General features: G+C 70.4%; 17 protein-coding genes and 2 pseudogenes. 10 read left to right on the top strand and 9 right to left on the bottom strand.

What is annotated here, in order from left to right:
* Positions 1-9: 9 nt before the first annotated feature.
* Positions 10-195, bottom strand: a complete 186-nt coding sequence (locus OG390_RS16580; RefSeq protein WP_406168699.1) for a DUF397 domain-containing protein — start codon at positions 193-195, stop codon at positions 10-12.
* Between the two features lie 3 nt (positions 196-198).
* On the bottom strand, positions 199-1083 hold the full coding sequence (locus OG390_RS16575) for a helix-turn-helix domain-containing protein (RefSeq protein WP_406168697.1): 885 nt from the start codon (positions 1081-1083) through the stop codon (positions 199-201).
* A gap of 87 nt (positions 1084-1170) precedes the next feature.
* Between OG390_RS16575 and OG390_RS16570 the strand changes: the two are divergent.
* From OG390_RS16570 to OG390_RS16560, 3 genes and pseudogenes are all read left to right on the top strand, one after another.
* A pseudogene (locus OG390_RS16570) lies at positions 1171-1632 on the top strand (ATP-binding protein); the annotation flags it as partial.
* 135 nt (positions 1633-1767) lie between these two features.
* Entirely contained in the window at positions 1768-2016 is a 249-nt protein-coding gene (locus OG390_RS16565) for a hypothetical protein (RefSeq protein WP_406177701.1), read from the top strand.
* On the top strand, positions 2013-2255 hold the full coding sequence (locus OG390_RS16560) for a hypothetical protein (protein ID WP_406168695.1): 243 nt from the start codon (positions 2013-2015) through the stop codon (positions 2253-2255). Before OG390_RS16565 ends, OG390_RS16560 begins: the two co-directional genes overlap by 4 nt.
* Before the next feature lie 60 nt (positions 2256-2315).
* Here the strand turns inward: OG390_RS16560 and OG390_RS16555 are convergent, their stop codons facing one another.
* Positions 2316-3959, bottom strand: coding sequence for a M4 family metallopeptidase (locus OG390_RS16555; protein ID WP_406168693.1), 1644 nt, complete (start codon positions 3957-3959; stop codon positions 2316-2318).
* Positions 3960-4158: 199 nt separating this feature from the next.
* Here OG390_RS16555 and cutA point away from each other — a divergent pair, with 199 nt between their 5' ends.
* On the top strand, positions 4159-4485 hold the full coding sequence (cutA, locus tag OG390_RS16550) for a divalent-cation tolerance protein CutA (protein WP_406168691.1): 327 nt from the start codon (positions 4159-4161) through the stop codon (positions 4483-4485).
* Positions 4486-4490: 5 nt separating this feature from the next.
* Positions 4491-4691 (top strand): annotated as a pseudogene (locus tag OG390_RS16545) (gamma-glutamylcyclotransferase family protein); the annotation flags it as partial.
* A gap of 54 nt (positions 4692-4745) precedes the next feature.
* Here OG390_RS16545 and OG390_RS16540 read toward each other — a convergent pair.
* On the bottom strand, positions 4746-7073 hold the full coding sequence (locus OG390_RS16540; RefSeq protein WP_406168690.1) for a molybdopterin oxidoreductase family protein: 2328 nt from the start codon (positions 7071-7073) through the stop codon (positions 4746-4748).
* 216 nt (positions 7074-7289) lie between these two features.
* Positions 7290-7994, bottom strand: a complete 705-nt coding sequence (locus OG390_RS16535; protein ID WP_406168688.1) for a vancomycin high temperature exclusion protein — start codon at positions 7992-7994, stop codon at positions 7290-7292.
* Between the two features lie 212 nt (positions 7995-8206).
* Here OG390_RS16535 and OG390_RS16530 point away from each other — a divergent pair, with 212 nt between their 5' ends.
* The 5 genes from OG390_RS16530 (at position 8207) to OG390_RS16510 (ending at position 15669) form a co-directional block, all read left to right on the top strand.
* On the top strand, positions 8207-9127 hold the full coding sequence (locus OG390_RS16530; RefSeq protein ID WP_406168686.1) for a sirohydrochlorin chelatase: 921 nt from the start codon (positions 8207-8209) through the stop codon (positions 9125-9127).
* Between the two features lie 74 nt (positions 9128-9201).
* Positions 9202-10611: a deoxyguanosinetriphosphate triphosphohydrolase gene (locus tag OG390_RS16525; RefSeq protein WP_406168684.1), complete on the top strand. Its 1410-nt coding sequence runs from the start codon at positions 9202-9204 to the stop codon at positions 10609-10611.
* A 284-nt stretch (positions 10612-10895) separates the two neighbouring features.
* Positions 10896-12161 (top strand): NAD(P)/FAD-dependent oxidoreductase, encoded by a 1266-nt coding sequence (locus tag OG390_RS16520; RefSeq protein WP_406168682.1) that lies wholly within the window; start codon positions 10896-10898, stop codon positions 12159-12161.
* Positions 12162-12289: 128 nt separating this feature from the next.
* Positions 12290-14191, top strand: coding sequence for a DNA primase (gene dnaG / locus OG390_RS16515; protein ID WP_406168680.1), 1902 nt, complete (start codon positions 12290-12292; stop codon positions 14189-14191).
* 179 nt (positions 14192-14370) lie between these two features.
* Positions 14371-15669, top strand: a complete 1299-nt coding sequence (locus OG390_RS16510) for an RNA polymerase sigma factor (RefSeq protein WP_406168678.1) — start codon at positions 14371-14373, stop codon at positions 15667-15669.
* Positions 15670-15843: 174 nt separating this feature from the next.
* Here the strand turns inward: OG390_RS16510 and OG390_RS16505 are convergent, their stop codons facing one another.
* From OG390_RS16505 to OG390_RS16490, 4 genes are all read right to left on the bottom strand, one after another.
* Positions 15844-17823, bottom strand: coding sequence for an ABC transporter ATP-binding protein (locus OG390_RS16505; RefSeq protein WP_406168677.1), 1980 nt, complete (start codon positions 17821-17823; stop codon positions 15844-15846).
* A complete protein-coding gene (locus OG390_RS16500) occupies positions 17823-19556 on the bottom strand; it encodes an ABC transporter ATP-binding protein (protein ID WP_406168675.1) in 1734 nt (577 codons plus the stop codon). Before OG390_RS16500 ends, OG390_RS16505 begins: the two co-directional genes overlap by 1 nt.
* Positions 19557-19744: 188 nt before the next feature.
* Complete coding sequence (locus tag OG390_RS16495; RefSeq protein WP_406168673.1) at positions 19745-21199, bottom strand: FGGY family carbohydrate kinase; 1455 nt, start codon at positions 21197-21199, stop codon at positions 19745-19747.
* Positions 21200-21544: 345 nt separating this feature from the next.
* Positions 21545-21850 (bottom strand): YtxH domain-containing protein, encoded by a 306-nt coding sequence (locus tag OG390_RS16490; RefSeq protein ID WP_406168672.1) that lies wholly within the window; start codon positions 21848-21850, stop codon positions 21545-21547.
* Between the last annotated feature and the right edge of the window lie 43 nt (positions 21851-21893).

The following is a 21893-nucleotide window of genomic DNA, read 5'->3' as shown; positions in this document are numbered from 1 at the left end:
AACTCCGGATCACAACCGTCCGATGGCTACAGCCGCTTGGAAGGTGGTCCAGGTGGTGGGGTGGATGCGGAGAGCGGGGCCGGTGGGGTTCTTGGAGTCGCGTATGGCGATGGTGGTGGGGATGTTGGTGGCTATCTCGACGCACTCGCCCTCGTCGTCGCTGTAGCTGGATTTGCGGTACTGGAATGGGGGCATGGCTCAGAGGTCCTTGCGGAGGTCGTGGAGGAACAGCAGCGAGTCGCGTTCGCTGAGGGAGCGGGCGGCGATCAGCTTGAACAGCTCGTCGTATCGCGCGGCTCCTTCTCCTCCCTCGATCCACAACTGGGTCAGCACGGTCTCAGAGTAGACGACGTCCATGGCCCCCGACTCGGCGAAGGAGAGGATGTTGAACGAGCCGTTCAGGCCCTGGTGCATTCCCCCGCTGAACGGGAACATCTGGATCGTGATGTTCGGTGAGTCGGCCATCCTGGCCAGGTGATCGAGCTGCTCGCGGGCTGTGTCCGCACCGCAGGGCATGTTCCGGAGCGTCGCCTCGTAGAGCAACGCGTGCACGGAGAGCGGGGGGTCGGCGGACAGGCGCCGCTGGCGTGCGATCCGCGCGGCGACGAATTCGTCGTCGGGCCCTCGGTTTCCGGTCGCTGTCGAGGGCGTGCTTCTCAGTGCACTCACATAGCTGGGGGTTTGGAACAGACCGGGGATGTAGCCCGGTTGCCACGTTCTGATGGCCGTTGCCGCGCTTTCCAGGGTGACGTACTCCTGCATGGCGCCGAGGAGCGTGTAGTCATCCCACCAGCCCTTCGCCTTACGCCGCTCCCGGTCGAGCCGCGCCAGTTCCAGCAGCCTGCCGACGGTGCCGGGGTTCTGGATCCCGTACAACTCGCAGAGTGCCCGGATGTCCGGATCCCGTACGGGCACCCAACCGCCCTCCATCTTGGCGATCTTCGCGGTCGAGGCTGAGAGCACCTTGGCGGCCTGGGGCTGGGTGAAGCCGGCCGCTGTGCGCAGCTTGAGGAGTTCGGCCCCCAGTCTGCGCCCCAGAACGCTGGAGGTGCTGTTCCCCTGCCGTGCCTGACTTGCTGTCACTTAGCTGCTCCTTCAGGGCTGTGCGGGGTCAGTCTGCTGGTGCCAGGCGGGTCCTCGCAACACGATCGGTGGATATCTACCGGGTGGATGTTGAATCGATCAAGGCTTCGCCGCTACCTTCCGCTAGGAACTGCTCGCAGAGCGGCGTCAGTTGAGATGCGTGGCGCTGCCCACCCCTGCCCGGAGGTGAGCGACATGGTCGCCCCCCAAGAGCCCCCAGAAAGCCCCGGTGAAGCCGTCCTTCGCCGGGACCGCCTCGACTACACCCCCCTCCCGAAGAGCGTCACCCTCGCCCGTCGTCGCGCCCACCGGCTGGTCACGGAATGGGGGTACCCCGAACTCGCCGCCGACGCGGCCCTGCTGATCTCGGAGCTGGGCGGGAACGCCGTACTCCACGGCTGTCTCCGCGATCGCCTCTTCCGGGTGGAACTCACCCTCACCGAGCGGGCTTTACGGGTGGCCGTCTCCGATCCGAAGGGAGAGCTGCGGCCGAGCCCGCGCGTGGCGGAGCCCGGTGACATGTTCGGGCGGGGGCTACTCGTTGTGGGTGAGATCGCGCAGCGCTGGGGCGTGTGTGAGCTGACCGTCGGGAAGTCGGTCTGGGGCGAGCTGGATGTCGTACGCCAGACAGGCTCAGCCCACTACCGTGACCTCTGCGAACCACCGCCCCCAAGGAGGATGACCATGGCTGAACCATTGAAGACCCTTGTCGGCGGTGTCGAGGTCGAGGTCCCCAACAGCATCCCCGACATCCGCGCCGCCCTCCCCGTGGAACGCCGCGAGGAGTTCGACCGGGCGATCAACGAGGCCGGGGTGCACGACATCCATGCCGTCATGCGGCACTGGATGCTGGAGGCCGTGCCGGACCGGGAGGCCGACGCGCTGCTGGAGCGGCTCGCCGCGGACGAGGCCGAGAGGCGGGGCGCGGCTTGAGCTACCGCATCGCCTATGCCCCGCCCGCCGATGACACCCTGGCCAAGATGCGGAACGCCGACTCCTTTCGCCGGGCGATGGCGGACACGATCGGCCGCGACCCGTACGGGCACGGATCGACCCACGTCAAAGGCGAGCGCGACCGCCGTGAGGCGACGGTCCTCGGCGCCATCGTCCTCTATTACGTCTCGGGGACTGTGCTGACCGTGACCGTGGTCAGACTCGTCCCGTCACTCTGAACGGCGACGGTCGCCTCGGCGTGTACGAGGCCGAGGCGACCGTCGTCGGTTTGGAACCGGTCAGCCCACGGAGACGGCGCTCCAAGCCGCCGCTACCGCGTTGTACTCGGTGCTGCCTGCGCCGTACAGGTCCTTCGCCGCGTTCAGGGTCGCTGTGTGGGCGCCCGCGTAGTTCGTCGAGGACGTCATGTAGACCGTCAGCGCGCGGTACCAGATCTTGCCGACCTTGTCCCGGCCGATGCCTGTCACTGTGGCGCCGTTGCACGTCGGGGAGTTGTAGCTGACGCCGTTGATGGTCTTCGCGCCGCTGCCTTCCGACAGCAGGTACGCGAAGTGGTTGGCCACGCCCGAGGAGTAGTGCACGTCCAGGTTCCCCACCGAACTGCTCCAGCAGTCGGCGGAGTTGCCGTCCTTCGACGGCTTGTCCATGTAGCGCAGGGCCGTCTTGCCGAAGCCCGAGCGGACGATCTTCTCGCCGATGAGGTAGTCGCCGAGGTCCGAGGAGTTGTTCGCGTACCACTCCACCATGGTGCCGAAGATGTCCGAGGTCGCCTCGTTGAGCCCGCCGGACTCGCCCGAGTACGTCAGCGCCGCCGTCTTCGACGTGACGCCGTGCGACATCTCGTGCCCCGCGACGTCCAGCGCGACGAGCGGGCCGAACGTCGTCCCGTCACCGTCCCCGTACGTCATGCAGAAACAGTTGTCGTCCCAGAAGGCGTTGTTGTAGTCGGTGCCGTAGTGCACGCGGTTGTACGAGCCCTTGCCGTCGCCAGCGATGCCGTTGCGGCCGTGGACGTTCTTGTAGTAGTCCCAGGTCTCGTTGGTGCCGTACTGTGCGTCCACCGCCGCCGACGAGCGGTCGGACGTCGTCCCGGAGCCCCAGTGGTTGTCGGAGTCCGTGAACAGCGTTGCGGGTGCGCGGACGAAGCAGATCCCGAAGAAGCAGAGGTCTGTCTGGTTCTCGGCGTCGCCGGTATACGTGTTCCCGCGCGTCGGGTCCTTGAGCTGGTACGTCGATCCCGACAGCGTCGTCTCCAGCGGGACCGTGCCGCTGTAGAGCGACTTGCCGTCGCCGGTCGCCGTCTCGATGCTGTCCCAGGCGTCGATCTGCGCGCCCGTGCGGGCGTCGGTGAGGACCGTGCGGGCGACCGGGTTGCCGAGCGAGTCCTGTGCCACCGCGTTCGTGCGCCAGGCCAGCTTCGGTGCGCCGTGCAGGGCGTCGACGACCAGCTGGGGCCTGGCCTTCACCTTCTTCAGCGTCTCGCCGAGGTTCGCGGCGCGCAGCGCGTTCACCGCGAGGCCGGCCGCCTTCGGTGCGGAGAGGGCGGGGGTGACGGAGGAGAGGGAGATGGCGCGCCCGGTGGCCCGGTCGGCGCTGTGATAGGAGCCGTTCGGCGCCAGGTGGACGACGAAGTCGCCGCCCAGGACGGGCAGTTCATGGTAGGTGCGGTCGTAGCGGACGTGCTGGGTGCCGTCCGCGTCGATGACGACGTCGCGGACGGTGGTGTCCTGGCCGGAGGTGAGGCCCAGGCGGGCGGCGTGGTCCACGAGCGCGGACGCCGCGTTCTCGATCGCGGTGGCCCGGGTCGGTCTGTCGGCCGCGTTGGCTGCGGGGGACAGCGTGGCGGCCAGCAGCGCGGCAGTGGTGGCGGCTGTGCCGGCCGTGGCGAGACGGGAACCTCGGATGTGCCGTATCCGACTCATCGGTCTCCTAGGGAAGGCGCCTCGGGGCGCGTGGGGGCGGCGCTGAAGTTGACTCAGATTTAAAGGTCCATGACATGTCATGTCCATAGCGCGCACTGGCGGATGTGTGTGGGTGTGTGAGGGTGTGGAGAGGGGCGAGAATCGTTTCTGCAAAGGGCTCCGGCGGGGCCTCGGCAAGGATTCGGAAGAGAGGCCGATCATGGCCACGGACGGCTGGCTGACCGTGCTGACCACGACCGATGCCGTCGAGAAGGCGGAGGCCCTCGCCCGCGGCGCGGTGGAGGCGCGGGCCGCGGCCTGTGCGCAGATCTCCGGGCCGGTGACGTCGGTGTACCGCTGGAAGGGGGCCGTCGAGACCGCCGCCGAGTGGCAGGTGCTGTTCAAAACGACGAGCGCCCGGTACGACGCGCTGGAGGCGTATCTGCGCGAGGCGCACGACTACGACACCCCTGAGATCGTCGCGACGCCGGTCGTCCGGGGGAGCGCGGACTATCTGCGCTGGCTGGAGGAGGAGACCGCTTCTTGAACGAGGTGGGACTGCCCTTCTTCGTCTACGGCACCCTGCGTCCCGGCGAGCACAACCACGATCTGCTCCTGCGCGGGCGTACGGAGTCCGAGGAGCCGGGACGCATGCGGGGGGTCGTGCTGTACGACGGGCCCGGATATCCGTACGCCGTGGAGGAGCCCGGAGGTGTCGTGTGCGGGGAGGTGCTCACCGCGTCGCCCCGCGCCTCCCGCCCCAAGGAGTCGCCGCGTGACCGGATGCCAACTCCCCGCCCGATACCCCTACTTCACCGACTCCACCCGCACCGCACAGGTCTTGAACTCCGGCATCCGCGAGGTCGGGTCCAGGGCCGGGTTGGTGAGAGTGTTGGCCCGCCCCTCGCCCGGCCAGTGGAACGGCATGAACACGGTGTCGGGGCGGATGGTGGTCGTGATCCGGGCCGGTGCGACGGCCCGGCCACGCCGTGACACCACGGCCACCGCGTCCCCGTCCGCCGCCCCGAGCCGCTCGGCCAGCCGCGGATGCATCTCCACGAAGGGCCCGGGCGCCGCGGCGTTCAGCTCGTCGACCCGCCGGGTCTGCGCACCCGACTGGTACTGCGCGACCACACGGCCGGTGGTCAGCAGGACCGGGTATTCGTCGTCCGGCTCCTCTGCCGCCGCCCGATGGGACACCGGAACGAAGCAGGCCCGGCCGTCCTCGGTGGCGAACCGGTCGAGGAAGAGGCGGGGCGTGCCCGGGTGGACCCCGCCCGGGAAGCCGCCCTCGGCCGGGCCGCCCGAGAGCCCGCCCGGCGAAGCGTTCTCGGTCGGGTCACCCAGGAGCACGTCCGGCGCGGCGCCCTCGTCCGCGTCGCCGCGGCGCTGGTCGCCAAGGAGCACCTCCGGCGAGGAGGCCTCGGCCGGGTCACCGGGGAGCACGTCCGGCGAGGAGTCCCCGGCCGGGTCGTCAGGATCCACGTCCAGTGAGGCGTCCTCGGAGTCGCCGGCGCCCTCCGCGCCGGCCGGCGCCGGGCATGGCCAGAACACCCCGCCCTCCTCCGCGAGCCGCCGGTAGGTGATCCCCGAGTAGTCCGCCGCTCCGCCCGCGCTCGCCCTGCGCAGCTCGTCGAAGACCTCCTCCGGGTCCGTCGGGAAGCCCTTCTCCACATCCAGTCGGGCGGCGAGTTCGTGCAGGACGTGCAGGTCGCTGCGTACGCCGTCGGGAGGGGTGATCGCCTGGCGTCGCAGCAGCACCCGGCCCTCCAGGTTCGTCGTCGTGCCGGTCTCCTCGGCCCATTGCGTCACCGGCAGGACGACGTCCGCGAGGGCGGCCGTCTCGGAGAGGACGACGTCCGCGACCGCCAGGAAGTCCAGGGACTTCAGGCGCTGCTCGATGTGCGCGGCGCGCGGCGCGGACACCACCGGGTTCGAGCCCATCAACAGCAGTGAGCGGATGTCCGTCCCCATCGCGTCGAGGAGTTCGTACGCGCTCCGCCCGGGCCCCGGCAGCGAGTCCGGGTCGACTCCCCACACCTCGGCAACGTGGCGCCGCGCCGCCGGGTCCGTCAGCTTGCGGTAGCCGGGCAGCTGGTCGGCCTTCTGGCCGTGCTCCCGCCCACCCTGCCCGTTGCCCTGCCCGGTGAGGCAGCCGTACCCGGACAGCGGACGCCCCGCACGGCCGGTCGCGAGACACAGGTTGATCCACGCGCCCACGGTGTCCGTGCCCTTCGACTGCTGCTCGGGCCCGCGCGCGGTGAGCACCATGGCGGCCTCCGGCTCGCAGAACAGCCGTACGGCTTCCCGGAGTTGTGGAACGGACACCCCCGTGATCCGCTCCACGTACTCCGGCCAGTGCGCCATGGCCGCCGACCGCGCCTCCTCCCAGCCGCTCGTACGGGTCCGGATGTACTCCTCGTCCGTACGCCCCTCGGCGACGATCAGGTGGAGCAGCCCCAGCGCGAGCGCCAGGTCCGTACCCGGGCGCGGTGCCAGATGCAGGTCGGCCTGCTCGGCCGTACGGGTGCGGCGCGGGTCGATGACGATCAGCGTGCCGCCGTTCTCCTTCAGCTCGGTGAGGTAGCGCAGCGCGGGCGGCATCGTCTCGGCGAGGTTGGAGCCGACGAGGATCACACAGCCGGTCCTCGGAATGTCCTCCAGCGGGAAGGGAAGGCCCCGGTCGAGGCCGAAGGCCTTGATGCCGGCCGCCGCCGCCGACGACATGCAGAAGCGTCCGTTGTAGTCGATCTGCGAGGTGCCGAGGACGACGCGGGCGAACTTCCCGAGCGTGTACGCCTTCTCGTTCGTGAGTCCGCCCCCGCCGAACACCCCGCACGCGTCCGGGCCATGCTCCGTACGCGTGCGGGACAGCCCCTCGGCGATCCGGTCGAGCGCCTCGCCCCAGGTCGCGGGCTCCAGAACGCCCGCGTTGCGGACCAGCGGGGAGGTCAGCCGCACCCGGGACGAGAGCAGCTCGGGCGCGGTACGGCCCTTGCCGCACAGGGCCCCCCGGTTCACCGGAAAGTCCGCGCGCTCGCTCACCTCGACGCCCCCACCGGACGCGGGCGTCAGATTCATCCCGCACTGCAGGGCGCAGTACGGGCAGTGGGTCGGCGTCGCGGAGGTGTTCATACCGCTCAGCGTGCGTCGGGCGTGTTACGCGCCGGGGCGGCGGGCGTTACACGGCCGGGACGGTGACCTCCCGGCCGGTCATGGCCCGCCGTGAGGATTTCAGCCCGACCGGCGTTCGAGGACGAGCGGGAAGCGCGATACGGGGGGTCGGGGACGGAGCCCCCAGGTGCGGGACGGGTAGGGACGGAGGGGGCGAAAAGCCGCCGTAGCAACCCCCTATCGCGCCGCCCCCAACGCCCGGGCAACTCCCGGCTCCTTCGGCCCCAGGAACCGCGGATCCGGCTTGAACACCGCGTCCAGCGCGGCCTTCCCCGCGGCGAAGACCTCGCGGGCACCCCCGTAGTACCAGGTGACGTCGTGCTTGGCGTCGACCCCGACCCCGTACGACTCGACCCCCGCAGCCTGACACAGCGCGACCGCCCGGCGGATGTGGAAGCCCTGACTGATCAGCACGGCCCGGTCGACGCCGAAGATCTTCTTCGCGCGGACGCAGGAGTCCCAGGTGTCGAAGCCGGCGTAGTCGCTGACGATCCGCCCGTCGGGCACGCCGCGCTTGGTGAGGTACGCCCGCATCGCGTCCGGCTCGTCGTAGTCCTTGCGGCTGTTGTCGCCGGTGACGAGGACGACCTCGACCCGGCCCGCCCGGTAGAGCTTCGCGGCCGCGTCGAGGCGGTGGGCGAGGTAGGGCGACGGCTCGCCGTCCCACAGGCCCGCGCCGAAGACCACCGCGACCTCGGTGCGCGGGACGTTCGCCGTCGTGCGCAGTCGGTCGCCCGTCACCACGTACATCCAGGTCGCGGGCAGCAGCGCGAGCACGCACAGCACCATGAGCCCCTGCACGGCGCGCCGCTGGCCGGTACGCGTACGGGGCAGACGCAGCACGCGCGGTATGCGCGGTTTCGGTAGCTTCGGACGGCGCATCGAACGGTCCCCTCCCCAGGTGGCCTCGACCATGGAGGACGCGGCGTGGAGTGATCCGGTTCGCGGCGGCAAGAGTGACCAGATTCACTCGGGGAGTCGTCGTCGCAGGTCACGAGGGCTCACACACCCTATGCATCTTCTCGTGAACCCCTGGAAAACACCCGTCATGCCCGCGCAACGACCCGGCAACCTCCTGCCGTCAGGATCGCTCCATGACGGCGTCGAACCCTCCTCGCGACGAGTCCCTCCACCGCCCCGGCGGTCGGCCGCCGCGTGGTGCCCACCCAGACAGTCACCTCGACAGTACGGCGCAACTCATGAACCGGATCACCAGCCAGCTCGGCAGCCAGCTCAGCCTCGTCTCGCTCGACGGCACGCGCCGCCCGGCGCCGCCCGCGCTCGTCCTCGTGGGGCACGGCAGCCGCGACCCGCGGGCGCTGAGCACCATACGCACCCTGATCGAGCGGATCCGCGAGCTGCGCCCGCACCTGTCGGTGCACCTGGGCCACATCGAGCTGAACGAGCCCCTGCTGACCGACACGCTCGCCTCCCTCGGTGGCAAGGAGAACGCCGTCCTCGTACCGCTGCTGCTCAGTCGCGGCTACCACGTCAAGCACGACATCCCCGAAGCCGCGGCCGCCGCGCCCGGCGTACGCACCCGCGTCGCCGCCCCGCTCGGCCCGCACCCGCTGCTCGTGGAGACGCTGTACGCGCGGCTCGTCGAGGCCGGATGGCGCACCAGAATGAGCGACAGCGCGCGCCGCGCGAGCGCAGTCGTGCTCGCCGCCGCCGGTTCCCGCGACCCCGACGCGGCTGTCGACACCCGCCGCACCGCCCAGCTGCTCGCCGAACGCCTCGGCGTCCCCGTCGTCCCCGCGTACGCGTCGGCCGCCGCGCCCACCGTCTCCGCTGCCCTGCGCGCCCTCGCCACCCGCGGCCGCCACCGGGTCGCCGTCGCCTCGTACTTCACCGCCCCCGGCCGCTTCGCCACCCAGTGCGCCGAGGCCGCCCCCTGGATCGCCGCCGATCCGCTGGGCGACCATCCGGCGATGGCCCGCCTCGTCCTGCACCGCTACGACCAGGCCGTCGCGACCCCCGAGCCCGCCCCGGAGCGCGCACTGGCCTCGGCCTGAACCGGACGGCTCCACCCCGTTCGTCAGCGCCGAGTACGTCCCGATTGTCACTGGCTGCGTTTACTGTCGGTGGCATGGAAGGCATCGCACCGAAGGCACCCAAGGCATACGAGAACCACGCGGCGCACGACGGACGGCAGGCGTACGACGAGTCCGCAGTCGACCGCTTCGCCGTCGAGCCCGACAAACGCCCCGGCCGCACAGCCTTCCAGCGCGACCGCGCGCGCGTGCTGCACTCCGCCGCCCTGCGCCGGCTCGCGGGCAAGACCCAGGTAGTCACGCCGGGCACCAGGAGCCAGGTCTGGGACGCCAGCCCCCGTACGCGCCTGACCCACTCCCTGGAGTGCGCCCAGGTCGGCCGAGAACTGGGCGCGGCGCTCGGCTGCGACCCCGACCTGGTCGAGGCGGCCTGCCTCTCCCACGACCTCGGGCACCCGCCCTTCGGGCACAACGGCGAACAGGCGCTGAACGAGTTCGCGGAGGACTGCGGAGGGTTCGAGGGCAACGCGCAGTCCCTGCGCCTGCTCACCCGGATCGAGCCCAAGCGCTTCGTCCACTCGGACGCGGTGACATCGGCCGCCGGCGCGGCGGGCGGCGAGCTTGTCAGCGTCGGGCTCAACCTCACCCGCGCCGCCCTGGACGCCGCCACCAAGTACCCCTGGGCGCGCGGCGCCCACCCCACCGACCCCAAGTCGCCCAAATTCGGGGTCTACGAGGACGACCGGCCGGTCTTCGACTGGGTCCGCAAGGGCGCCCCCGGCAGCCGTACGTGCTTCGAGGCCCAGGTCATGGACTGGTCGGACGACGTGGCGTATTCGGTGCACGACGTCGAGGACGGTCTGCACGCGGGCCACATCGACCCCAACTGCCTGCACGCGGAGCCCGAACGGCAGGAGATCTTCGCGGTGGCCATCGGGCGGTACGTGCCCGCGGACACGGATCCCGCCGAGCTGTCCGAGGCCCTCGACCGCCTCCTGGACCAGGAGTGGTGGCCGCACGGGTACGACGGATCGGCCGTCGCACAGGCCCGGTTGAAGGACGCCACCAGCCAGCTCATCGGCCGTTTCTGCCTGGCGGCGGAGGGCGCCACACGCGCGACGTACGGCAGCGGACGGCTCACGCGGTACGCGGCGGAGCTGGTCGTCCCTCGCGGTGCGCGCCACGAGTGCGCCGTTCTCAAGGCCGTCGCCGACCGGTACGTCATGCAGCGCGCCGAGCAGGAGCGGCTCCGCGCCGACCAGCGGATCGTCGTCGCCGAACTGGCACAGGCGCTCACGGCCCGCGCGCCCGACGGCCTGGATCCGCAGTTCCGGGCGCTGTTCGACCATGCGATCGACGACCGTACCCGCAAGCGCGTGATCGTCGACCAGATCGCTTCGCTCACCGATGCCTCGGCGCGTTCCCTGCACCTCAGGCTCACCACGCGTTCCTATGGGGGAGGACCTGTCCGGCGGATCGGGCCGGAGGAGAGCAGCGGTGCGTGACAAGCGGAGGTGAGAGAGGTCTGGTGCGTCCAGCTGCACGGCGGAGGAGGGCGTCGACGCGATGGGGGTCCCCCCGCGCGAGTGAAGCCGGGCGTGGGGGAGTCGGCAAGTGACGACAACGCCGTAGATGGGCGTGTCGGACCTCGCGTCTCCGGCATGATCCGACGGACAGGTCCTGAGGGGAAGTGTGACCCTGCGTGGCCTGATCGGGCCACTCCCTCTTCCCGCATCACGCTCCGTGCGGGACGCTCGCATGTGGCGACATCCTTACGAGGAGGCATCAAGTGGTCGACGCGGATCAGACATTCGTCATCGTGGGGGGAGGTCTCGCCGGCGCGAAGGCGGCCGAGACGCTCCGAGCGGAGGGCTTCACCGGCCGCGTGATACTGATCTGCGACGAACGCGACCACCCCTACGAACGCCCGCCGCTGTCCAAGGGCTATCTCCTCGGCAAGGAGGAGCGTGACAGCGTCTTCGTGCACGAACCCGCGTGGTACGCGCAGAACGACATCGAGCTGCACCTCGGCCAGACCGTCGACGCCATCGACCGCATCGCGAAGACCGTCCGCTTCGGTGACGACGGCACCCTCGTCCACTACGACAAACTGCTCCTCGCGACCGGCGCGGAGCCGCGCCGGCTCGACATCCCGGGCACCGACCTCGCGGGCGTCCACCACCTGCGCCGCCTGGCGCACGCCGAGCGGCTGAAGGGCGTCCTCTCCGCCCTCGGCCGTGACAACGGGCACATCGTGATCGCGGGCGCCGGCTGGATCGGCCTGGAGGTCGCGGCGGCGGCCCGTGAGTACGGCGCCGAGGTCACCGTCGTCGAGCACGGGCCGACCCCGCTGCACGCGGTCCTCGGCCCCGAGCTCGGCCAGGTCTTCGCCGAACTGCACCGCGAGCACGGCGTCCGCTTCCACTTCGGCCGCCGGCTGACCGAGATCGTCGGCCAGGACGGCATGGTGCTCGCCGCCCGCACCGACGACGGCGAGGAGCACCCCGCCCACGACGTTCTGGCGGCCATCGGGGCGGCCCCGCGCACCGCTCTCGGCGAGGCCGCGGGCCTCACCCTCGCCGACCGCGCGCACGGCGGCGGCATCGCGGTCGACGAGCGACTGCGCACCTCCGACCCCGACATCTACGCGGCCGGTGACGTGGCAGCCTTCCACCACACCCTCTTCGACACCCGGCTGCGCGTCGAGCACTGGGCCAACGCGCTCAACGGCGGACCGGCGGCGGCGCGCTCGATGCTGGGGCGCGAGGTGACCTACGACCGGGTGCCGTACTTCTTCTCCGATCAGTACGACGTGGGGATGGAGTACTCGGGGTGGGCGCCTGCGGGGTCGTACGACGAGGTGGTGATCCGGGGAGACGCGGGGAAGCGGCAGTTCATCGCGTTCTGGATGAAGGAGGGGCGGGTGCTGGCCGGGATGAACGTGAATGTGTGGGACGTCACGGATCCGATCCAACGGCTGATCCGCTCCCGTGCCCAGGTGGACACCGAGGCGCTGGCCGACCCGCACGTTCCGCTGGACAGCCTGGCCCCGTGACCGACGGCGGCATTCGGCTGCCACACCCTCCCCCCTGCTGTGATTCCTGGGGGACAGCCCCCGGCCCCCCCGGCCGGGGGCTGTCACCTCGCCCCAGGAGTGTCAGTTCTGCCCCGTAGAATCACCTCGTGGCTGGAAGGATCAACGACGAGGACGTGAAGGCTGTTCGGGACGCGGTCCCGATCGACGCCGTGGTGTCCGAGTACCTTCAGCTGCGCAACGCGGGCGGCGGCAACCTCAAGGGCCTGTGCCCGTTCCACGACGAGAAGTCACCGTCCTTCCAGGTCAGCCCGAGCAAGGGACTCTTCCACTGCTTCGGCTGCCAGGAAGGCGGCGACACCATCACGTTCGTGATGAAGGTCGACCACCTCTCCTTCTCGGAAGCCGTCGAGCGCCTCGCCGGCCAGGCGGGCATCACGCTGCGGTACGAGGAGGGCGGGTACAACCCCTCCCACCAGCGCGGCGAGCGCATCCGCCTGGTCGAGGCGCACAAGGCGGCCGCGCAGTTCTACATCGAGCAGCTCGGTACCAGCGCGGAGGCCGACGCGGGCCGCACCTTCCTCGCCGAGCGCGGCTTCGACCAGGCGGCCGCCGCCCACTTCGGCGTCGGCTACAGCCCCCAAGGCTGGGACCATCTCACTCGCTACCTCCGCGGCAACGGCTTCACCGACAAGGAACTGCTCCTCTCCGGCCTCTCCCAGGAGGGCCGCCGCGGCCCCATCGACCGCTTCCGCGGCCGCCTGATGTGGCCGATCCGCGACATCGGCGGCGAGGTCGTCGGCTTCGGCGCGCGGAAGCTGTACGAGTCGGACAACGGACCCAAGTACCTGAACACGCCAGACACCGCGATCTACAAGAAGTCCCAGGTCCTGTACGGCATCGACCTCGCCAAGAAGGAGATCGCCAAGAGCAGCCGGGCGGTCGTGGTCGAGGGCTACACGGACGTGATGGCCTGCCATCTGGCGGGGATCACGACGGCGATCGCGACCTGCGGCACGGCGTTCGGCGGCGACCACATCAAAATCCTCCGCCGGCTGCTGATGGACAACGGCTCGGCGCGCGTGATCTTCACCTTCGACGGCGACGCGGCCGGCCAGAAGGCGGCGCTGCGCGCCTTCGAGGACGACCAGAAGTTCGCGGCGGAGACGTACATCGCGATCGCCCCGGACGGCATGGACCCCTGCGAGCTGCGCCTCGCCAAGGGCGACGAGGCGGTCGCCGACCTGGTCGAACCCCGCACCCCGCTCTTCGAGTTCGCGCTCCGCCAGATCGTGCTGCGCTACGACCTGGAGACGCCGGCAGGGCGCGCGGCCGCCCTGGACGAGGCGGCGCCCATCGTCGCCCGCATCAAGAACAGCGGAGCGCAGCACGAGGTCGCCGTGCAGCTCGCCGGCATGCTCGGCATTCTCGACACCCAGTTCGTCGTCAAGCGGGTGGCCCAGCTGGCCCGCTGGGCCCGCGACCGCGGCGGCAAGGGCCCGGCACCGACCGGGCAGCGCCACCAGCAGACGTACGCCGCCGTCCAGGCACCCGTCGGCGGTCCGGCGCTCAACCTCCGCAACCCCGTCTTCGCCACCGAGCGCGAGCTCCTCAAACTCGCCCTCCAGCGGCCGGAATTGGTGTCCCCGGCGTTCGACGCGTACGGGATCGACGAGTTCACCGCCCCGCCGTACGCGGCCGTGCGCCAGACGATCATGGAGGCGGGTGGCGCCGAGTACGGCGTCCAGGACCCCCAGGAGTATCTGGTCCGGGTCCGCGAGGCCGCCCCGGACGACGTGGTGCGCGCGATGGTCACGGAGCTGGCCGTCGAGGCGATCCTGCGCAAGACCGTCGACGAGGGCTACGCGGGCGATCAGCTGGTCATGGTCCGCCGCCGCGCCGTCGACCGCCGTATCCGGGACGTTCAGGGCTCCCTGGCCCGGCAGAGCGCCCACGGCGACCCGGCGCAGCTGGCGGCCGTGCAGAACGAGTTGTGGGTGCTGCAGCAGTACGAGCAGGCATTGCGCGAGCGGGGCGCGGAGGCGCTCTGAGGCCTGTGGGGCCCTGCTGCACGGCGCACATGCCAAATCTGGTCCACCCTTCAATCTGTTTTGCGCGGGGTGAGCTGCGCACTCGTACGGCACGGTAACCGTGCGGTCACGGACCGGACGCAAAAAGTCACCGCACGCCCCTCGTGGCGGCGATGTGTCGTACTCCACACTGGGTTCCGGTGCCTGAGTCCTCGGAGCGCGGCCGACCCGAACGCGACGGGTTCCCGATCCCCGCGGTTCCGCTAAACGACTACGGGATGGACAGCGGCGAGGCCGTCGACCCCATCCCCGACGTACCGCTGCCGCACGTCTCAGCAGCGACATTCCTGGAGGTCGCCCCCGTGCAGACCCAGACCCTCACCCAGACCGACATCACCACGGACACGGATACCGACGTCGTCACGGCGGTACCCCCGCAGAGCCGTGCCGCGCACCACCCCGAGGCGGAGCCGGAGGGCCCGCCCGGGCCGGACGAGCCGCCCGTGGGCGCCGTCGAGGCCCCCGAGGTCGAGGCCGAGGCCCCCGAGCCCGTCGAACTGCCCCGCGGCCGTACGGCCGACACCGGTGGTCCCTCGTCCGACCTGTTCCGCCAGTACCTGCGGGAGATCGGCCGCATTCCGCTGCTCACCGCGGCCGAGGAGGTCGAGCTCGCCCGCCGGGTCGAGGCCGGACTCTTCGCCGAGGAGAAGCTGCGTCTCACCCCCGACCTGGACAGTCAGCTCGCCCTCGACCTGGACAAGCTGGTCGTCATGGGCCGCATGGCCAAGCGCCGGCTCATCGAGGCGAACCTGCGGCTCGTCGTCTCCGTCGCCAAGCGGTACGTGGGGCGGGGGCTGACCATGCTCGACCTGGTCCAGGAGGGGAACCTCGGGCTCATCAGGGCCGTCGAGAAGTTCGACTACGCCCGTGGGTACAAGTTCTCCACGTACGCGACCTGGTGGATCCGCCAGGCCATGTCGCGTGCGCTCGCCGACCAGGCCCGGACGATTCGCGTCCCGGTACACGTGGTCGAGCTGATCAACCGGGTGGTCCGCGTCCAGCGGCGCATGCTGCAGGAGCGCGGGTACGAGCCCACTCCCGAGGAGGTCGCCGCACACCTCGACCTGCCCAGCGAGCGTGTCAGCGAAGTCCTGCGCCTGGCCCAGGAGCCGGTGTCGCTCCACGCTCCCGTGGGGGAGGAGGACGACGTCGCCCTCGGCGACCTGATCGAGGACGGTGACGCGACGAGCCCGGTGGAGTCCGCGGCCTTCCTCCTGCTCAGGGAGCACCTGGAGGCGGTCCTCTCCACGCTGGGCGAGCGTGAACGCAAGGTCGTCCAACTCCGGTACGGCCTCGCGGACGGGCGCCCGCGCACTCTGGAGGAAATAGGCCGCATCTTCGGCGTCACCCGCGAACGCATCCGCCAGATCGAGTCCAAGACCCTCAACAAACTGAGGGACCACGCGTTCGCCGACCAGCTGCGGGGCTACTTGGATTGAGCAGGGCTGTTTCCGCCCCTTACGCCCCTGCCCGTCCCGACCCGGGGCTCCGCCCCGGACCCCGTTCGCGCGGTTCCCCGCGCCCCTTTTCAGGCGCGCGGGGAACCGCGCAATCTTTTGAGCGACGGGGACGGTCGGGGGCGGCGGGGGCGAAGAACCCCCATGGGGCAGTCCTCAGTCGACCTCGGCCACCGCCTGGGCGAACTGGGCCTTGTAGAGCCGCGCGTAGGCCCCGTTCGCGGCGAGCAGGTCCGTGTGGGCACCCTGTTCCACGATCGAACCGTTCTCCATCACCAGGATGGTGTCGGCATCGCGAATGGTCGACAGACGGTGCGCGATGACGAACGACGTCCGCCCGTGCGCGAGCTTCGCCATCGCCTTCTGGATCAGTACCTCCGTACGGGTGTCCACCGAACTCGTCGCCTCGTCGAGAACGAGGATCACCGGATCGGACAGGAACGCCCGGGCGATCGTGATCAGCTGCTTCTCTCCCGCGCTGACCCCGGTCCCCTCGTCGTCGATCACGGTGTCGTACCCGTCGGGCAGCGTACGGATGAACCGGTCCGCGTGAGCGGCCCGCGCCGCCTCCTCGATCTCGCCGCGCGTGACGCCCACCGGTCGCCCACCGCCACCCTTGCCGGAGGCGCTTCGCGCCCCCCCGTCAATTCCAGCCCCGTACGCGATGTTCTCGGCGATCGTGCCCCCGAACAGCCAGGTGTCCTGGAGCACCATCCCGATCCCGGCCCGCAGATCGTCCCGGGACATGGTCGCGATGTCGACCCCGTCGAGAGCGATGCGCCCGCCCGTGACGTCGTAGAACCGCATCAGGAGGTTGACGAGCGTCGTCTTGCCGGCGCCCGTCGGACCGACGATGGCCACCGTGTGCCCGGGCTCCACCTTCAGCGACAGATCCTCGATCAGCGGCTTCTCGGGGTCGTACCGGAAGGACACGTTCTCCAGTGCCACCCGCCCGCGCAGCTCGTCGGGACGGGCCGCCGGGACCGGGTCGCTCTCCTGCTCGTCCGCGTCGAGGAGTTCGAAGACGCGCTCGGCCGAGGCGACACCCGACTGCACCAGGTTCGCCATCGACGCCACCTGCGTCAGCGGCATCGAGAACTGGCGGGAGTACTGGATGAAGGCCTGCACGTCACCGATGGACAGGGAACCCGAAGCGACGCGCAGACCGCCGACCACCGCCACCAGCACATAGTTCAGGTTCGACACGAACATCATCAGCGGCTGCATGACCCCGCTGTTGAACTGCGCCTTGAACCCGGCCTCGTACAACTGCTCGTTCTGCTCGGCGAACTGCGCCGCCGACTCCTCCTGCCGCCCGAACACCTTGACCAGGGTGTGCCCGGTGTACATCTCCTCGATGTGCGCGTTGAGCTTGCCGGTGGTGCGCCACTGCTGCACGAAGTGCGGCTGCGACCGCTTGCCGACGCGCGTGGCCACGAAGAACGAGAGCGGGACCGTGACCAGCGCGACCAGAGCGAGCAGCGGGGAGACCCAGAACATCATCGCGAGCACGCCCACGATGGTCAGCAGGGAGTTGATGAGCTGGCCCATCGACTGCTGAAGGGTCTGGCCGATGTTGTCGATGTCGTTCGTCGCCCGGCTCAGCACCTCACCGCGCTGCCGCTTGTCGAAGTACGACAGCGGAAGCCGCGACAGCTTCGCCTGCAGGTCCTCGCGCATGTGGAAGACGGTCTTGTTGACCGCCCGGTTCACCAGCCGCGTCGCCACGGCCATCAACAGGCCGGCCAGGACGAACACCACGAGCGCGAGGCCGAGCACCTCGCCGACCGCGTTGAAGTCGATGCCCTTGCCCGGAGTGAAGTCCGTCCCGGAGAGCATGTCGGCCATGGCGCCGTCGCCGCTCTTCCGCATGGACGCGAGGACCTCGGCCTTCGTGGCGCCTTCGGGCATCCGGCGCCCGACGATGCCCGCGAAGACCAGGTCGGTCGCCCGGCCGAGGATCTTCGGCCCGACCACCGAAAGGCCCACGCTGAGGACCACGGCGATCAGCATCGCGTACATCGTGGCCCGCTCGGGTTTGAACTGTGCGAGGAGCCGTTTGCCGGACCCCTTGAAATCCATCGAGCGCTGATCGGGGCCGCCCCCGGCCATCATCCGCCCCATCGGCCCCGCCATCAGGCAGCCTCCGCTTCCGTCAGCTGGGAGAGCACGATCTCCCGGTAGGTCTCGTTGTCCGCCATCAGTTCGTGGTGGCGCCCGGTGCCGACGACCCGGCCCTCGTCGAGGACCACGATCCGGTCGGCGTCCCGGATGGTCGACACCCGCTGGGCGACGATCACGACGGTGGCCTCGGAGGTTTCCTCGGAGAGCGCCGCCCGCAGCGCCGCGTCGGTCGCGTAGTCGAGCGCCGAGAAGGAGTCGTCGAACAGGTAGATCTCGGGGCGCTGTACGAGGGTGCGGGCGATGGCCAGACGCTGGCGCTGACCGCCCGACACATTTGTGCCGCCCTGCGCGATCGGCGAGTCGAGGCCGTTCTCGAGAGCCTCCACGAAGCCCCTGGCCTGCGCCACCTCCAGCGCGTGCCACAGCTCCTCGTCGGTCGCGTCCGGATTGCCGTACCGCAGGTTCGTGGCCACCGTGCCCGCGAAGAGGTAGGGCTTCTGCGGGACGAGGCCGACCGTCCTGGCCAGCAGCTTGGGCTCGATGGTCGCGACGTCCACGCCGTCGACGAGCACCTCCCCGTCGGTGGCGTCGAACAGCCGGGGGACCAGCCCGAGCAGCGTCGACTTGCCGCTGCCGGTGGACCCGATCACGGCGGTCACCTCGCCGGGCCGCGCCACCAGGTCGATGGCCTTGAGCACCGGCTCCTCGGCACCCGGGTAGCGGAACCCCGCCTCGCGGATCTCCAGGTGGCCGTGGCGCCGCAGTTCCAGGACGGGCGCGGTGGGAGGCACCACGCTGCTGTCCGTGCCCAGGACCTCCTGGATGCGCTCGGCGCAGACCTCCGCGCGCGGCACCATCATGAACATGAAGGTCGCCATCATCACGGACATCACGATCTGCATGAGGTAGGCGAGGAACGCCGTCAGATCGCCGATCTGCATGCCGCCGCTGTCGATGCGGTGGGCGCCGAACCAGACGACCGCGATGGACGACAGGTTCACCACGGTCATGACGATCGGGAACATCAGCGCCAGTATCCGCCCGGTGCCGAGGGACACCTCGGTCAGCTCGGTGTTCGCGCCCCGGAAGCGGTCCTTCTCGTAGTCGTCGCGCACGAAGGCACGGATCACGCGGTTGCCGGTGATCTGCTCGCGCAGCACCCGGTTCACGGTGTCCAGGCGCACCTGCATGGTGCGGAACAGCGGGCGCAGCCTGCGCACGATGAGGGTCACGGAGACGCCGAGGACCGGCACCACGGCGACCAGCACCCCGGACAGCGGCACGTCCAGGCCGAGGGCCAGGATGATGCCGCCCACGCACATGATCGGCGCCGACACCAGCAGGGTGAACGTCATCAGGGTGAGCATCTGCACCTGCTGGACGTCATTGGTGGTGCGGGTGATCAGCGAGGGCGCCCCGAAATGGCCGACCTCACGCGCCGAGAAGGACTGGACGCGGTCGAAGACGGCGGCCCGGATGTCCCGGCCCACCGCCGACGCCGTGCGGGCGCCGTAGTAGACGGCCCCCATGTTGCAGACCACCTGTGCCAGCGAAATTCCGATCATCACGGCGCCGAAGGACAGGATGTAACCCGTGTCCCCCTTCACGACACCGTTATCAATGATGTGCGCGTTCAGAGTGGGCAAGTAGAGAGTGGCGCAGGTCTGCAGGAACTGCAGCAGCACCAGAAGGGAGATGGGCTTCTTGTACGGACTGAGGTAGGTCCGAAGGAGTCGTATGAGCACGCGGGGTCTCTCGGAGTCGACGACGGCAGGGCGATCGATGGGCGATCAGTGGTCGATCGGTGGTCGATCGGTGGTGCACCACCCCCTATCGTCGAACACTCCACCCGTGTTACCTCAACCGATTAACTCGACTGCGGGCCAAGAGTGGACAAGACCTCAGACCTCAGACGTAGGCCGGTGGGGGCGCGTTACGCCCGGAACGCCCCCGGATGCGTCTGTTCGCGTACGGAGACGTACTGCTGTCGTACGGCCTGCCCCACGGCGAGTTCCTCACCCGGCTCCAGCACTTGGGCGACCGCACCCTGCCAGACGGGAGGCAGCCGCGGATCGAGCGTGCCCTGCGAGACCCCGAGGGCCCAGGCCGCCTGCCGGGCCGCGCCGAGCGCCGCGTAGTCCGCGGGCTGCGGTACGACGACCTGCGCCCCGAACAGCGCGGGCGCGACCGCCTGGACGGCGGGCAGCTCGGCGACCGGTCCCAGGAGGAAGATCCGCCGTACGTCGACACCGCGCCCGCGCAGCACGTCCAGCGCGTCCGCGAGCCCGCACAGCATCCCCTCGAAGGCGGCCCGCGCCAGATGCTCGGGCCGCATCGACTCCCGCCGCAGCCCGGACAGCGTCCCCGCGGTGTGCGGCAGATTCGGCGTCCGCTCGCCCTCCAAATAGGGCAGCAGTACGAGCCCGTGGGCGCCCGGAGTCGACTTCATCGCCAGATCGGACAGGCCCTCCAGATCGGGCACGCCGAGGAGTTCGGCGGCGCCGCGCAGCGCCCGTACGGCATTGAGCGTGGTGACGACGGGCAGATGCATGCCGGTCGCGTCCGCGAGGGAGGTGATCATGCCGGTGGAGTCCACCAGCGCCTCGGGGTGCACGGCCATCACGGACCCGGAGGCGCCCAGTGACACCACCGCGTCGCCGAGCCCGATGCCGAGCCCGAACGCCGCCGCCATCGTCTCGCCGGTCCCGGCGGAGATCAGCAGCCCCTCCGGCGTGGTGCCGGCCGCGTCGGACGGGCCGAGCACGTCCGGCAGTGCGGCCTGGTGCCCGAGTGCCAGCTCGACGAGATCCGGCCGGTACGCGCCGGTCGCCGCCGACCAGTAGCCGGTCCCGGAGGCCCCGCCGCGATCGGTGGTCCGGCGCGCCGGGCGCCCGAGCAGCTGCCAGACCAGCCAGTCGTGGGCCTGCATGAGCACGGTGGTCCGCAGCGCGGCCTCCGGCTCGGTCTTGTTCAGCCAGCGCAGCTTGGTCACCGGCTGCGCGGCCTGCGGTACGCAGCCCACGGCCTGCGCCCACGCCTCGCGTCCGCCGAGCGCGTCGATGAGATCGGCGGCGGCGACCTGAGCCCGCTTGTCACCGCCCACCAGCGCCGGCCGCACCGTATTGCCCTGCGCGTCCAGCGGGACCAGGCCGTTCTGCTGCGCCGACACGCCGATGGCCTGCACACCTTCGAGCAGTCCGCCGCCGGCGGCCTCGCCCAGGGACAGCAGCCAGGCCTGCGGATCGACGTCGGAAGGACGCCCGCCGCCCTCGGTGGCTTCCACCGGGTGCGGCGCATACCCCTGCCTGAGCACGGCACCCGTGTCCGTGTCGCAGACGACGATACGAGTGAAATCGGGCGAACTGTCCAACCCGGCGACTATCCCCATGGCGGAAATTCTGCCGTACGTCGGGGCATGAGCGCGCCGCGTGGGCACGGCGGGGTCGGAGTCCGTGACCCCGGCGTGGCCGGAGAGGCCGGAGCTAGTGCGGTCAGCCAAGGTTTGCCCGTTGAGGAGCGGCGGCCGGTGCGGCGAGAGTGCGTGCCGGGCGTCGCGACGGGGCGAACCTTGGCTGACGCGGCACTAGTGTCCTGCGCCATCAATTCGTCGTTAGTTCTTGGTGCCCCACTGCCGCCGACTTGGCCGAATACTCGCAGGCCGGGGCTGGATGGGCGGACAACCAACCCGGCCGGGCAAGGCGTGAATCCACCGACGAACTTCTGGCGCAGCGCACTAGGTGTTGCTGGTGCCCCAGTCGTCCCCGCCGGTGCCGTTGGTGTTCCGTGCGCGCAGGGAGCGCACCCGCTCGGCCACCGCGTCGGGAACGTGGTCGCCCACCTTCTCGCTGACCACGTGGTATGCCTTGCCCGCGAACTCGCGGCCCTGCTGGGCGGCGCTCTCCGCGGTGTTGCGCACCGCCGGGTTCTGGGCAGCCTGGCGCGCGGACTTCTTCAGCTGCTCGTAGCGCTCGCGCCCGGCGCGCGTGCCGAGCACGTAACCCAGAGCCAGTCCGGCGACGAATGTGAGCCGGTAGCGCATGACGGCCACCCTTCCCTTGCGTCGGCATCGGTACGGGGGAACC

The organism is Streptomyces sp. NBC_00996 (assembly GCF_045162675.1).
In the GTDB taxonomy this organism is placed as follows: domain Bacteria; phylum Actinomycetota; class Actinomycetes; order Streptomycetales; family Streptomycetaceae; genus Streptomyces.
This window is presented reverse-complemented; position numbering and strand designations above follow the sequence as displayed.

Excerpts from the sequence above, each read along its gene's own strand:
- OG390_RS16580 (WP_406168699.1), bottom strand. The coding sequence starts at position 195 with ATGCCCCCATTCCAGTACCGCAAATCCAGCTACAGCGACGACGAGGGC.
- OG390_RS16565 (WP_406177701.1), top strand. The coding sequence starts at position 1,768 with ATGGCTGAACCATTGAAGACCCTTGTCGGCGGTGTCGAGGTCGAGGTC.
- OG390_RS16555 (WP_406168693.1), bottom strand. The coding sequence starts at position 3,959 with ATGAGTCGGATACGGCACATCCGAGGTTCCCGTCTCGCCACGGCCGGC.
- cutA (WP_406168691.1), top strand. The coding sequence starts at position 4,159 with ATGGCCACGGACGGCTGGCTGACCGTGCTGACCACGACCGATGCCGTC.
- OG390_RS16540 (WP_406168690.1), bottom strand. The coding sequence starts at position 7,073 with ATGAACACCTCCGCGACGCCGACCCACTGCCCGTACTGCGCCCTGCAG.
- OG390_RS16535 (WP_406168688.1), bottom strand. The coding sequence starts at position 7,994 with ATGCGCCGTCCGAAGCTACCGAAACCGCGCATACCGCGCGTGCTGCGT.
- OG390_RS16530 (WP_406168686.1), top strand. The coding sequence starts at position 8,207 with ATGACGGCGTCGAACCCTCCTCGCGACGAGTCCCTCCACCGCCCCGGC.
- OG390_RS16525 (WP_406168684.1), top strand. The coding sequence starts at position 9,202 with ATGGAAGGCATCGCACCGAAGGCACCCAAGGCATACGAGAACCACGCG.
- OG390_RS16505 (WP_406168677.1), bottom strand. The coding sequence starts at position 17,823 with ATGGCGGGGCCGATGGGGCGGATGATGGCCGGGGGCGGCCCCGATCAG.
- OG390_RS16495 (WP_406168673.1), bottom strand. The coding sequence starts at position 21,199 with ATGGGGATAGTCGCCGGGTTGGACAGTTCGCCCGATTTCACTCGTATC.
- OG390_RS16490 (WP_406168672.1), bottom strand. The coding sequence starts at position 21,850 with ATGCGCTACCGGCTCACATTCGTCGCCGGACTGGCTCTGGGTTACGTG.